This is a genomic window from Virgisporangium ochraceum (assembly GCF_016863655.1).
GTDB lineage: Bacteria > Actinomycetota > Actinomycetes > Mycobacteriales > Micromonosporaceae > Virgisporangium > Virgisporangium ochraceum.
Genome location: NZ_BOPH01000017.1, coordinates 1 through 12,866, shown reverse-complemented (window position 1 = coordinate 12,866; position 12,866 = coordinate 1). Strand labels below are relative to the sequence as shown.

At 71.4% G+C, this 12,866-nt stretch carries 8 protein-coding genes and 2 pseudogenes; 3 read left to right on the top strand and 7 right to left on the bottom strand.

From position 1 onward, the window contains the following. Positions 1 to 676 precede the first annotated feature (676 nt). Both Voc01_RS55035 and Voc01_RS05640 read left to right on the top strand, forming a co-directional pair. Positions 677 to 1,040, top strand: a pseudogene (locus Voc01_RS55035) (hypothetical protein); the annotation flags it as partial. 1,049 nt (positions 1,041 to 2,089) lie between these two features. Next, positions 2,090 to 2,761 carry a GNAT family N-acetyltransferase gene (locus Voc01_RS05640; protein ID WP_203926194.1) on the top strand — a complete coding sequence of 224 codons (672 nt, stop codon included), beginning with the start codon at positions 2,090 to 2,092 and terminating at the stop codon, positions 2,759 to 2,761. A 90-nt stretch (positions 2,762 to 2,851) separates the two neighbouring features. On the opposite strand, the gene Voc01_RS05635 is transcribed toward Voc01_RS05640, so the two are convergent. The 7 genes and pseudogenes from Voc01_RS05635 to murJ all read right to left on the bottom strand — a co-directional run bounded on the left by Voc01_RS05635 (position 2,852) and on the right by murJ (position 11,302). Then, positions 2,852 to 3,988: an N-acetylmuramoyl-L-alanine amidase gene (locus tag Voc01_RS05635; RefSeq protein WP_203926193.1), complete on the bottom strand. Its 1,137-nt coding sequence runs from the start codon at positions 3,986 to 3,988 to the stop codon at positions 2,852 to 2,854. 235 nt (positions 3,989 to 4,223) lie between these two features. Beyond that, on the bottom strand, positions 4,224 to 4,538 hold the full coding sequence (gene trxA, locus Voc01_RS05630; RefSeq protein ID WP_203926192.1) for a thioredoxin: 315 nt from the start codon (positions 4,536 to 4,538) through the stop codon (positions 4,224 to 4,226). 8 nt (positions 4,539 to 4,546) lie between these two features. Then, complete coding sequence (gene trxB / locus Voc01_RS05625) at positions 4,547 to 5,479, bottom strand: thioredoxin-disulfide reductase (RefSeq protein WP_203926191.1); 933 nt, start codon at positions 5,477 to 5,479, stop codon at positions 4,547 to 4,549. A gap of 85 nt (positions 5,480 to 5,564) precedes the next feature. Next, on the bottom strand, positions 5,565 to 6,527 hold the full coding sequence (locus tag Voc01_RS05620; RefSeq protein ID WP_203926190.1) for an RsmA family anti-sigma factor: 963 nt from the start codon (positions 6,525 to 6,527) through the stop codon (positions 5,565 to 5,567). An 8-nt stretch (positions 6,528 to 6,535) separates the two neighbouring features. Further along, a pseudogene (gene sigM, locus Voc01_RS05615) lies at positions 6,536 to 7,105 on the bottom strand (RNA polymerase sigma factor SigM); the annotation flags it as partial. Between the two features lie 38 nt (positions 7,106 to 7,143). Beyond that, positions 7,144 to 8,673, bottom strand: a complete 1,530-nt coding sequence (locus tag Voc01_RS05610; RefSeq protein WP_203926188.1) for a protein kinase domain-containing protein — start codon at positions 8,671 to 8,673, stop codon at positions 7,144 to 7,146. A 172-nt stretch (positions 8,674 to 8,845) separates the two neighbouring features. Continuing rightward, a complete protein-coding gene (gene murJ, locus Voc01_RS05605) occupies positions 8,846 to 11,302 on the bottom strand; it encodes a murein biosynthesis integral membrane protein MurJ (protein ID WP_203926187.1) in 2,457 nt (818 codons plus the stop codon). 112 nt (positions 11,303 to 11,414) lie between these two features. Here murJ and Voc01_RS05600 point away from each other — a divergent pair, with 112 nt between their 5' ends. Continuing rightward, positions 11,415 to 12,863, top strand: coding sequence for a CCA tRNA nucleotidyltransferase (locus Voc01_RS05600; RefSeq protein WP_203926186.1), 1,449 nt, complete (start codon positions 11,415 to 11,417; stop codon positions 12,861 to 12,863). Positions 12,864 to 12,866: the final 3 nt, after the last annotated feature.

The following is a 12,866-nucleotide window of genomic DNA, read 5'->3' as shown; positions in this document are numbered from 1 at the left end:
GGGAGGCAAGGAACATCGAACGGCCGGCGGAGACGCCGGCCGTTCTGCTTGTCCGTGGACCGGTCGGCGGCAACCACCCGCCTCCCCTTCTCCGCCGGCCCCATCCGCCGCACGGGTTTCCACAGGAGATTTCCACAGGGGGGCCTCGTTTCACGTGAAACCGCCGGTCGCGGCGTTGTGGGCCTGTGGATGAAACGCCGGGGTGACGGGCTGCGCAGCTCCGGTGGGGCGGGACTGCCGAGCTAGGCAAACGCCGGGGCTGCTCGGCCCGGTGGGCGACGATGACCGTTCGCGGTCGCCCCCACGGTGTCGGCGATCTCCCCTGTTGCCCCGGCGGCCGGCCGCGCGGCGACCCGGTGGCCGGCCCGGTTTCATGGCCGACCGGGTGTCGACCGAAGGAGCGCCAACCAGGGGAACGACAGGCCCCTCGCATGTCCTATAGGGTCGGCACGTGTCGGACGCACCCCTCCCTCTCCCGGCCTTCACCTCTTGGCCGACGTTCCCGTTCGAGGGTGATCTGCGGGTCAAGCGGCTCGCCGATCCGGTAGACGAGGAGCCGCCCCGCCACGGCGAGGATCCGTCCGAGTGCAGCGCCTGCCGCGCGCCGGACTCGGCCTACATCTGGATCAGCGAGCGGTGGCGGGTGCGCTCGCTCGACCGTCCGACCGGGCTGCCGATGGTGCTGATCCTGGAGTCACGGTCGCACCTCGACATGGGTGATCTGACCAACCTCCTCGCGGCGGAACTCGGAGTGCTGACCGTCCGACTGGAGAGGGCGATCCGCTCGCTCGACGGAGTGGCTCGGGTTCACGTGAATCGGTGGGGCGACGGGTCGGCGCATCTGCACGTCTGGTTCCTCGCGCGTCCGGCCGGTCGGCTCCAGCTCCGCGGCACGTTCCTCTCGCTGTGGGACGACATCCTTCCCCGCATCCCCGAGACACAGTGGCGCGAGAACCTGGCTCTGGTCGCAGCGTGGCTCGCGGACTTCGGCGGCGAAGCGCTCGCCGAGCCTCCGCACATCGACTGGCAGTCCCCCGCGCTGTTGAACATCCCGAACGGCGCCGAGGTCGACGACTCCGAGCCGGCGTTCGCCGTCGACGACGCCGAGGACCCGGTCGAGACCGGTGGCATGGGCTCCAGCGTCGTCGCGGCCGAGACCGGCGAGCTGACCCGCGAACTACACGTGCCCGCCCCCGTGGGGCGCGACGGCGTGACCACCGTGGCCATCCCCCGCGGAACGACGGGCGGCACGGTTTCACGGGGAACCGGGCAGCCGGCCCGTGAAACGGACGACGTGGTTTCCCGTGGAACCGACCGCACCATGAACCTGGCGGACGTCGGCGGTGGCGAGACCGTCCGGATCCCCACCGCTCGGACGGCGGGCGGGGAGACGGTCAACCTGGCCGACGTCGCGAGCGGCTCGACGGTTCGCTTCACCACCGGCGCTGGAGCCAGCGCCGGCAACGGAGGCGCCGGAGCACCGGGAGCGCCGGGAGCAAACGGAGAACCCGGAGCAGCCGGAGCAAACGGCGAACCCGGAGCGGACGACACCGGAACGAGCACCGGAGGCGTCGCAGGACCCGCCACAGGATCCGCCACACGCGCCGACGCGCACGCCGGCACCACAGACCCGCACGCCGGCCAGACCGGCCCGCAGGCCGCCTCACAGGGCGCTCCCGAAGGGTCTCGCTCGGCCGCCCAGAGCGGCCCGGGCAACGCACCCGCCGACCAGTCCCCCACGATGCGGTTCGGCACGAGCGGCGTCTCCGGGAACGGCACCCAGACAATGGTCTTCCCCACCGGCGACGCAATGGCGGCCGCCCAGTCCAAGGCAAGGACCCAGGCCGAGGCCCAGGCCCAGGCAAGGACCGAGGCCGGCGCACAGAGCAAGACCAAGACCGAGGCAGAGGCCCAAGCGGAGGCGTAGGCCGAGAAGTACAAAGGGCCGTCACCCGCTGTACCGACCACCACAGGGCATAAACGACAAATATCACCGTCATCTCCCCTGATCGACCCAACGCGCGTACGATCTGTTGCTTGGATGCCTGAGGCCCCTCGGCCAGCCAACTCTGATCGTCTGGATCGGTGTATGTCGCGACGCCTGGTCAATCTGACCCTCGACACGCTCGAAGACGTGCCGCGCTCGTGCCGGCAGTGCGTTTTCTGGGAGCTCGACCCGGTAGCCGCCGAACGGGCCTGTGCCACCGGCGACCCCGCCCTCGAGAAGGAAGCCTGGGTCTCCCAGACGCTGCTGGAGTGGGGCTCCTGCGGCAAGCTCATCTACGTCGACGGCATGCCGGCCGGGTACGTCATGTTCGCGCCTCCGGCGTACGTCCCCCGCTCGATGGCCTTCCCGACGTCGCCGGTCTCGCCCGACGCGGTGCTCCTCACCACGGCGCACGTCGTCGGTCCGTTCGCCGGCGGTGGGCTCGGCCGCATGCTCGTACAGGGAGTCGCCCGCGACCTCACCAAGCGGGGCATCAAGGCGATCGAAGCGTTCGGCGACGCGAAGTTCGGCGAGGCCGACGAGCGCGACCACAACCGCACCGGATGCCTCGCCCCCGCCGACTTCTTCCTCAGCGTCGGGTTCAAGACCGTCCGGCCGCATCCGCGCTACCCGCGGCTGAGGCTCGAGCTGCGCACCGCGCTGTCGTGGAAGTCCGACGTGGAGTACGCGCTGGAGAAGCTGCTCGGCTCGATGACGCCCGACGCGCTCCTGCGCCCCGTCCGCCCGGCGCCGGCCACCCGCAGCTCCTCGTAAAGGTAAGTCGCAACAAGACGCCGTAAAGACAAGTCGTAGAGAGAGAAGCGGCCGGCCCCCACAGGGGACCGGCCGCCATCAGAAGAACCACTAAGACTCCGCAGCCACCAACGCCCGCAGCGCGCTCACGTCGATGGACCCGGTCGGCACATCGGAGTCCACAGGGAAGTACATCCGCTGCACCGCGGCCATGATGGACTCGATCACCAGCTCCCGGAACTGCGGGTCGACCAACCGCGCCCGGTCGTTGGGTGACGTCAGGTACCCCACCTCGACGCGCACCGCGGGCATGCGGGTCAGCCGCAGCAGGTCCCAGACCTTGCCGTGGGTCTTGCAGTCGCGCATGCCGGTGCGGGCCACGATCTCGCGCTGCACCAGACCTGCCAGCCGCTCCCCCACCGTCGACGAGACGCCCGCCGTCGTACCGAAGTGGTAGGTCGCCACGCCCTCCGCCTCCGGGTTCTTGTAGCCGTCGACGTGGAGCGAGATGAACAGATCGGCACCCAGCTCGTTCGCCAGCGACACCCGCTCGCGGTCGGAGACGTCGCCGGACGCCGGTCCGCGCGTCAGGAACACCCGCATCCCCGCGGCGGCCAGCCGACCTTCGAGGCGGGCGGCGAGGTCGTACGCCAGGTCGGCCTCGGCGTACGGACCCACGACCACGCCCCGGTCGGAGCCGCCGTGGCCCGGGTCGATCACGATGCGCTTGCCCAGGAGGGCCGGACCGGAGGAACCGAACGCCACGGTCTCCCGCAACCACTGCGGACGCCCGCCGACCACCTTCCGGCCGAGCCGCCGCAGCGCGCCGAGCGTCTGCGGCCCGCAGGAGCCATCTGAGTCGAGCCCGACCTCGCGCTGGAACTGCGCGACCGCGCGGGCCGTGCGCTGGCCGTAGATGCCGTCGGTACGGCCCGGGTCGTAACCCATCTCCAGGAGGCGCTCCTGCAGCTGCAGGACGTCGTCGCCGGTGAACGGGTCGGACACGCCGTAGTAGAGGGCGCGCTGCCCCAGGCGCCAGCGGGCGCTGTCGAGGGCGAGCCAGGTCTCCTCGCTCACGACGCCGTCGGTGGAGAGACCGCGACTCTGCTGGAACGCGCGGACCGCCTGCTCGGTGGAGGCGTCATAGAAGTCATGCGCGGGACCGTCGGCGAGAGCACCCACAGTCATGAGGACGTTACGAATCTCCGCGACGGCTGGACCGCGCTCGCCGGGCCGGATCGGACGCATCCACAAGCCTCCTAGATGTGTCACGTATAACACGATTCACCACAGAGCCAGCTACGGGGCCAAAACGCCTGATACCCGGCCGGAGCGTACAACCAACGCGAGAAGGCCGCAGCCCGGGAAGGTCGAAAAGATCAAGCGGCCCACCATAAGCGGGCGCCCCGGCGGGGGACAATCACCCGTCCCGCCGGGGCGCCCGTCAAACGTCCGACAGTTCGGCCCTCTCTCCCAGCAGGCGCTAGAGAGCCGACTCGATCAGCTTCAGAAGGTCACCCTTCGGGCGCGCGCCGATCAGCGTGTTGACCGGGCGCCCGCCCCGGAAGACCGTGAGCGTCGGAACCGACATCACCTGGTACGCCCGGGTGACCTCGGGGTTCGCGTCGATGTCGAGCTTGACGATCTCGACCTTGTCGCCGAGCTCGGAGGCGATCTCCTCGAGCAGCGGCTGGACCTTGCGGCACGGCATGCACCAGTCCGCCCAGAAGTCGACAAGCACAGGCCTGTCGGACTGCAGCACGTCGCTGGTGAACGACGTGTCGGTAACGACCTTCAACTCAACTCCTACTGTTCCAGGGAGGCCAGGAACCGCTCGGCATCCAGCGCGGCCGCACAACCCGTGCCGGCGGCGGTGATCGCCTGCCGGTACGTGTGGTCGACCAAGTCGCCCGCGGCGAACACACCGGTGACCGACGTGCGCGTGCTCGGCGCCTCCACGAGTACGTACCCGTTCTCGTCGAGGGGAACCTGCCCGCGGAAAAGCTCACTCCGCGGGTCGTGGCCGATCGCCACGAACACCCCGCTGACCGGCAATTCACGCGAATCGCCGGTGACCGTGTCGGTCAACCGGACGCCGCTGACCTTGCCTCCGCCGTCGATGACCTCGGAAACGGTCGAGTTCCAGGCGACGGAGATCTTCGGGTTCGACAGCGCACGCTCGGCCATGATCTTGCTGGCGCGGAACGAGTCACGCCGGTGGATGATCGTGACATTCTCGGCGAACTTGGTGAGGAACGTGGCCTCCTCCATCGCCGAGTCGCCGCCGCCGACCACCGCGATCTGCTGGCCGCGGAAGAAGAACCCGTCACAGGTGGCACACGACGAGACGCCGTGCCCGAGCAGTTCCTGCTCCCCCGGCACGCCCAGCGGCCGCCAGGCCGAACCGGTCGACAGGATCACGGCGCGGGCCTTGTAGGCCGTCTCGTGGATCCACACGGTCTTGACCGGGCCTTCGAGCTCGACCCGGGTGGCGTCGTCGGTGATGAACTCGGCACCGAAGCGCTCCGCCTGCTTGCGCATGTTGTCCATGAGTTCGGGTCCCAGGATCCCGTCGGGGAACCCCGGGAAGTTCTCGACCTCGGTGGTGGTCATCAGGGCCCCACCCGAGGTCACACCTTCGATCACCAGAGGCTTCAGGTTGGCGCGCGCGGCGTACACGGCGGCGGTGTACCCGGCCGGGCCAGACCCCACGATGATGAGGCTGCGGACCTCGTCCACGAGATGCTCCTTCTACGAAACGTCACCAGCAGAACGCCATCGTACGAAGTGGTCATTCCCGATGGTGCGCGGTCCGTGTGTCAGGTCACGCCAAGGGGGCGTGGTAAACCTCGTCGACGTCGCCGGGGATCTCCCCGCAGCGCGGTCCCGCGACCACGACCAGCGGCCGGCCCCCGCCAACGACTGAGTTGTCGAGCAGCACGACGACCGCCGGCCGGCCCTCGTACCGTGCGAGGTCGGTCACCCGCACGTCGCCGCCGAACAGCCGCCGGATCGCGTCGAGGCAGGACTCGACGGCGGCCGGCGACCGGAACCGGGCCAGTTCGGGCGGCGCCTCCCCGTCTGCCGGCGGCACCTGGGCCGCCTTGGCGTCGGTTCGGTCGCGGCTCGTGTCGGAGCCCGCGAAGGGCACTGGCGCGAGGTCGGCCAGGCCGTCGAACGAGCCGGCCCGGTAGTCGCGCCCGGTGCTCGCCGCGCCACCGGCGTTGGCGCCGGCGGCGACCTCCGGCGACGGCGCCACGGCCGGTGCGGCCGCGTCGCCGGCGGCCGTGCTCTCCGACCCGCTGTCTGTGGTCGGGAACGTCGCGACGACCCCGATGCCGAACGCGATCACGGCCGCGGCCGCCGACAACCCGGCCGCCCACCGCGCCGTCCGGCGCCTCCGCTCCCGTCCCGGCCCCGTGCCGCCCGGTCCGCTCGCGACCCGCTCGCGCCCGGGCGGCGAGAATCTCCCCACCCGGTCGGCGGTCGCGGGAGGTCCGCCGGGCGTGGCCTCCGCGGCGGGTCGCGCCGCGTCGTCGGTGGATCCGAGGTGACGGAGGGCGTCGTCGAGCCGGGCGACCACGGCCTCCGGTACAGGGTCGACGACGGCGCCGAGCGCACGGAGGTCGACGGCGACGGTCGACACCGCGGCGGCCAGGGTGTCGTGCGCGGCGGCCCACTCCGGGTCGGTGTCGACGAGCCGGCGCACCTCGGCGGCGTCGGGGGTGCCGTCGAGCGCCCCGCCGACGTAGTCCGCCAGCCGGTCAAAGTCCACGCGCTCGCTCATGCACCCTCCTCCCGCTCAGATCCGACGCTCGCGGACGCCGACGGGTTCCGTAGATACCCGAGGAGCCCGGCCAGCCGCGCCCGTCCCCGCGCGCACCTGCTCTTGATCGTGCCCTCGGCGACCTCGAGGATCTCCGCCGCCTCCGACACCGCGTACCCGTACACGTCGACCAGTACCAGGGCGGCCCGCTGGTCGACCGGTAGCTGGGCCAGCGCGGCCTGCACGTCGAGCCGGACCTCCCGGTCGGATGCCGGCGCCACGGTGGTGTCGACCTCGGGCAGCGGCACCGTCGGGCGGACCTTCTGCCGGCGGATGCGGTCGAGGCACGCGTTCACCACGATGCGGTGCAGCCATGTGGTGACGGCGCTGTCGCCGCGGAAGCGTTCCGCTGCCCGGTAGGCCGAGAGCAGGGCGTCCTGGAGCGCGTCGGCGGCATCCTCACGGTCGCCCATCGTGCGCAGCGCCACCGCCCACAACCGGTCACGGTGGCGGCCGACGAGGATGCCGAACGCGTCACGGTCGCCCGCGAGATGCGCACGCAGCAGCGTGGCGTCGTCTCGGCTGTCTTCGACGGGCACGGCGTGCAATCTATCCGGATCGCGCCAACGGTGGAGACCTACGGTGACTGGGCCCCGCGGACGGTGACGTCGATGACCTCGAGCCGGAACCGGTCGGCACCGTCGTTCGGCGAGTTCGGCAGCTTCGTGAACCAGATCAGCAGGTACCGGACCCGCTGGTCCTGGCCCGGCAGGATCAGCTTCGTGGGCGCGTCGGCCCGCTTCTCACCGATGGTGGGCCAGGCGACCGCGGCCTGGTCGCCCGACTGCGAGTTGTCGACGGGCGTCGGGCTGCCCTTCAGCTCGACGGTGGCGCCACCGCGCACCATGTCGATCTGCACGGCGGAGACCGAGGTCTCCTTGCCCAGGTCGATCATCAGGCCGATGCCGGGCTTGCCGTTGTTGCCGAAGTTGGCGGAGCCGAAGTACTGGTTCGTGCGCCACGCCGAGTTCGGGTCGCCGTCGACGGCGGCGCCGACCCGGTCGTTGTTGTCGCGCTCGTTCACCGGCGCCACGACGCGCACGGATGCCGCCTGGATCGCGATCGGAGCCGCCGCACCGGTGCCCGTGGTGGGCGGGGCGGAGACCGACGGCGGCGCCCCGTTGGCCTGCTGCTGCCCCGGAGTGCCGCTGCTGCCGCCGCCCAGGGTGTTCACCGCGGCGATCGTGCCGGCGATCGCGATGACCAGCAGCGCGGCGATGACGATCGCCATCTTCCGGCCGGTGGGCGTCGACGACTCGGGTGCCATGGCGGCGGAGTCGAACGCGTCGAGGTCGAGCGGCTCGTCGGCGAACAGCGACCCCTCGGCGTTGTCGAGGTGCCCCAGTTCCTGGGCCAGCACGTCGGCCGTTGGCAGGTCGAGGTTCGGGTTGAGCAGGTCGACGGCGAGCTGATCGACCTGGTTCGGGATGCCGGCCTTGATCTGGTGCGGCGCCAGGATGACCCCGGCGGCGTTCCGGCTGGCGTCGGCCTCGGCCGTGACACCGGCCTCGGCGTGCGGCCAGTTCCCGGTGAGCGCGCAGTAGAGCACCGCGCCGACCGCGCGGATGTCGGACTCGACGGTGGCGGCCTCGTCGGCGCGGGCGTCGCCGAGCACGACCCGGCCGTCGTCTCCGATGAGCACCGTGCCCGGCTGCACGTTGCCGTGCGCCATACCGGTGTCGTGCAGGGCCGAGACCGCGGCGGCGACCGCGTGCGCGATCGCGACGGCCTTGTCTGCCTCCAGCGGGCCGTAACTCGCCACGACCTTGCGCAGCGACGTGCCCTCGACCCATTCCCGGACGACGTAGGCCCGGTCGCCCTCGTCGATCGCGTCGTAGACGCCGATGAGGTGCGGGTGGACGATGCGGCTCGCGGTGACGGCGGCCGACAGCATCTCGGCGGCCGAGTCGCCACCGGGATACCGCAACACAACCGTTACCGGACGCTGGAGGATCACGTCGGCGCCGCGCCAGAGCTGGCGACCGAGCATGTCGTCGCCGATGTGCTCCTCGAGCCGGTACCGCTCGGCCAGTACCTCACCGACCTGCGGTGATCCGTACTCCAGAACCTGGGGAGCGGGGGTACGCGCCTGAGGGTCGTCGTCCATCGGCGTCACCCGTCCTCCCTTCCGCCGGACCTTGTCTCACAGCCTATTCGGCGGACACGACGGTCTAGAGCGACCCTACCTGCCTTGCGCCAATCCACAGGACGCAGCGCGCCCGGTTTGTACCTCGGTCGTCTCACTCGGCGACGAACCGACTGTTCAGTTATCCGGTCAGCTATCCGGATCTGCCGAGCCGGCCACGGACCATCCGGGTAAGGTCCCGAACTTCGGCCACCCGGAACATCAGTGCACACACATAGTAGAGGCCGAACAGCAGCGCACCGCCAACCAGGAGCTGCACGAAACTGGCTCCCTTTCCGGTGCCGAACTCGCCGCTCAGCAGGTCTACGAGAAGGTACGTGGGAAGCGCGGCGATGGCAGCCGCGCCGACCAGCTTGACCAGCGCGGACGCCACCCGCCGCAGCCCGAGGTACCCCAGCTTGCGGCGGAGCAGACGGATGCTCACCAGTGCTCCGAAGACGAACGACAGCGCGCTGCCGCCCATCAGGGCCGCCGTGACCGCCGCGGTCGGCAGCAGCCAGAAGAACAGCAGGTCGACGCCCACCCGCAGCGCCACCACGGGAACGTTGAGCAGCGCCGGGGTCCGCGTGTCGCGCAGCGCGTAGAAGGCGAACTGCTGGAGCTGCATCACCGCGTACGGCACGAGGCCGAGGCCCGCGACCGCGATCACCGGACCCGTGGCCAGCGCGGCCTCGGAGTTGTAGTTGCCCCACTGGAACAGCGTCACCGCCATCGGCGTGCCGAGCACCAGGTAGGCGGCGGTGATCGGAACCAGCACCACCGAGACCAGCCGCAGCCCGCTGTTGAGGTGGCCGACCAGGTCCTGATGGCGCCCGTCGGCCGCGGCGCCGGACAGCCGCGGCATCAGCGCCGTGAGAACAGACACAGCCACGATGCCGTGCGCCATCATGAAGATCAGGAAGGCGTTCTGGAACACGATCACGCCGGCTTCGCCGTCGGTGCCCACCGCCTTGGCGATGCCGATGACGACGAACAACCCGATCTGGCTGACGATGACGAACAGCAGCATCCAGCTCGCCAGCCGGCCCATCTCGCCGAGGCCGAGCGCGCGGAAGTCGAACCGGAGCTTCCACCGGAAGCCGACCCGGCGCAGGGCCGGCAGCAGGCCGGCGGCCTGCACCACGATGCCGCTCATCGTGCCGAGGCCGAGCACCAGGATCTGCGCCCTCGAGATCGTGTTCGGCTCGACCAGGTCGCCGCGCGTCACGAGGATGAACACGCCCGCCGTGGCGATCACGACGAAGTTGTTGAGGATCGGCGTCCACATCGGCGCGGCGAAGTGGCCCCGGGAGTTGAGCACCGCACCGATCAGCGCCGCCATGCCGTAGCAGAAGATCGCCGGCAGGATCAGGTACGCCAGGTCGGTGATGAGCCGCTTGTCCTCGTCCTGGATCCTGTCGTTCGACCAGGTGAGCAGCTCGGTGAACACCGGCGCGGCGGCCACCGCCAGCGCGGTGGCGACGCCGAGCGCGATCACCGCCAGCGTGAGCAGACGCTGCGTGTAGGCCTGTCCCCCGTCGGCGTCGGCCTTCCGCGTGCGCACCAGGATCGGCACGATGACGCTCGAGAGGACGCCACCCACGAGAAGCTCGAACACCATGTTCGGCAGGGTGATCGCGAGCTGGTAGTCGTCGGCCACCAGCCCCGCACCGAGCGCGGCGCTGATCGCCGCCGCCCGGAGGAACCCGGTGAGCCGGCTGACGATGCTGCCGGCGGCCATCACCGCACTGTTGCGCGCGACGCTGCGCGCCTCGGCCGGCGCCGCAGCCTGAGCCGCAGCCTCGGTTGGCCGCGCGTCGGGCGGGCCGGCCGCCACGGGCTGGTCGAGGCCGGGCTGTCCGAGGTTGGGCTGTTCGAGGTTGGGTGGCGGTGTGACCGGCGGTACGACCGACGAGTCCGGACCGGTGGTGCCATCGGTCGTCGGCGGCACGGCCGGCGCCTCGGGCACGCGCGCGGACCCGACGGCCGGCGGCGGAACCGCGGTCGGGGCCTGCGCCGAGCCGACCACCGGCGGCGGCACCGCGGTCGGGGCCTGCGCGGAACCCGTCACGGGTGGCGGTACCGCGGTCGGGGCCTGGGCGTGACCGGTCACGGGCGGCGGCACGGCACCGGGGATGCCCGGGATGCCGACGGCCATCGTCCGGTCGGCGTGCAGGGGCGGTGCCGGGACCGACGCGTGGCCGGTGGCGGCGCTCGGCATGTGCGGCGGGAGGTACGGCTGGCGCGGCGCCTCGGGTACGCGGGCGGCTCCTCCGGGGGGCGCCTCGGGTACGCGGGCGGCTCCTACCGCGGTCGGGGGCGCCGCGTGCCGGGCACGGTGGGTGTGCACCGGGGGGTGCGGCGCGCCGCCGTCGGGGATCGGCGCCATCACGATCGTCTCGTCGACCGAGGGCCGGGCGTCGGGGTCCGCCGGGGAGGGTCCCGATACCAGCAGCGGGGGCGCGATCGGGGTGTCGAGGGCCGTCACCGGGGACGCCGCCATCGTCACCGTCTGGTCGAAGTCGCCGACAGGCGGCACCACCACGGTTTGTTCCGGGTCTGTGCCGGCGGGAGCTGCGACGGTCTCGTCGGGATCACCGGGCCGGCTCATGGCATACGAGATTACGCGGAGCGGTCGATCGGGTCTGCACCCGATCTTGCGGCGTCCGCTGGATGGTAAACCCGGGCGCGGAGCTTTCGTCGTCCCAGCTAAGGTTCGTCCGATGTCCGAGACCTCTACTTCGACGACGAACCGCGAGCTGACCGCGGCCCAGCGCCGGGCCGTGACCGAGCTCATGCGGGTCTCCCCCGTCGCCGACGAGCTCGGTCGCCGGTTCGCCGCCGCGGGGCACGAACTGCACCTGGTGGGCGGTTCGGTGCGCGACGCGCTGCTCGGGCGGCTCGGCGACGACCTCGACTTCTGCACCGATGCCCGGCCCGAGAAGACGCTCGAGATCATCAAGGGCTGGGCCGAGGCGGTCTGGACGACCGGGCAGGAGTTCGGCACGATCGGGCTCAGCCGCGGGGGGCTGCGCCTGGAGGTCACGACCTTCCGGGCCGACGCCTACGACCGTGTCAGCCGCAACCCGATCGTGAAGTACGGCCGGTCGCTCGACGACGACCTGCGCCGCCGCGACTTCACCGTCAACGCGATGGCCGTGTCGGTGCCCGGCCACGTGTTCGCCGACCCGCACGGCGGCCTGGCCGACCTCGCCGCGCGCCGGCTGCGTACGCCCGGCACGCCGGAGGAGTCGTTCGCCGACGACCCGCTGCGCATGCTGCGGGCCGCGCGGTTCGTGGCGCAGCTGCGGTTCGAGGTGGCGCCGCCGGTCCGCGAGGCGATGGAGGCGATGGCCGCCGATCTCGGTCGCATCACCGCCGAGCGCATCCGTGACGAGCTGGTCAAGCTGATGTGCGGCGTCGACCCGGTCGCCGGCCTGCGGCTGCTGGTCGACACCGGCCTGGCCGACCAGTTCCTCCCCGAGCTCGCCGGGCTCCGGCTGGAGATCGACGAGCACGCCCAGCACAAGGACGTCTACGAGCACACGCTCACCGTGGTGCGCAACGCGATCGCGTTGGAGAGCGAGGGTCCCGACTTCGTGCTGCGCATGGCCGCGCTCATGCACGATGTGGGCAAGCCGGCCACGAAGGCGGTCGGCACCGGTGGGCGGGTCAGCTTCCACCACCACGAGGTCGTCGGTGCCCGCCTCACCAAGCAGCGCCTGTCGGCGCTGAAGTTCCCGAAGGACGTGATCTCCGCCGTGGCCGGGCTGGTCGCGCTGCATCTGCGGTTCTACGGGTACGGCCGGGGCGAGTGGACCGACTCGGCGGTGCGCCGGTACGTCACCGACGCCGGCGACCTGCTGGCGCGGCTGCACAAGCTCACCCGCAGCGACGTCACCACCCGCAACCGGCGCAAGGCGGCCGCGCTGGCCGCCGACTACACGGCGCTGGAGGAGCGGATCGAGCGGATCGCCGCCGAGGAGGACCTCGCCCGGGTGCGGCCCGACCTCGATGGCAACGAGATCATGAAGCTGCTCGGGCTTCCGCCCGGCCCGCTGGTGGGCAAGGCGTGGCGGCACCTGAAGGAGCTACGGCTCGACCGGGGTCCGCTGACCCACGAGGAGGCCGAGGCCGAGCTGCGCAGGTGGGCGGCTGAACAGGGCCTCTAGTGT

What these genes read in the sequence shown, in the direction of transcription:
- Voc01_RS05620 (WP_203926190.1), bottom strand. Translation starts at nt 6,527, where the DNA reads ATGAGCGAGCGCGTGGACTTTGACCGGCTGGCGGACTACGTCGGCGGG.
- Voc01_RS05635 (WP_203926193.1), bottom strand. Translation starts at nt 3,988, where the DNA reads ATGCGTCCGATCCGGCCCGGCGAGCGCGGTCCAGCCGTCGCGGAGATT.
- murJ (WP_203926187.1), bottom strand. Translation starts at nt 11,302, where the DNA reads ATGAGCCGGCCCGGTGATCCCGACGAGACCGTCGCAGCTCCCGCCGGC.
- Voc01_RS05600 (WP_203926186.1), top strand. Translation starts at nt 11,415, where the DNA reads ATGTCCGAGACCTCTACTTCGACGACGAACCGCGAGCTGACCGCGGCC.
- Voc01_RS05640 (WP_203926194.1), top strand. Translation starts at nt 2,090, where the DNA reads ATGTCGCGACGCCTGGTCAATCTGACCCTCGACACGCTCGAAGACGTG.
- Voc01_RS05610 (WP_203926188.1), bottom strand. Translation starts at nt 8,673, where the DNA reads ATGGACGACGACCCTCAGGCGCGTACCCCCGCTCCCCAGGTTCTGGAG.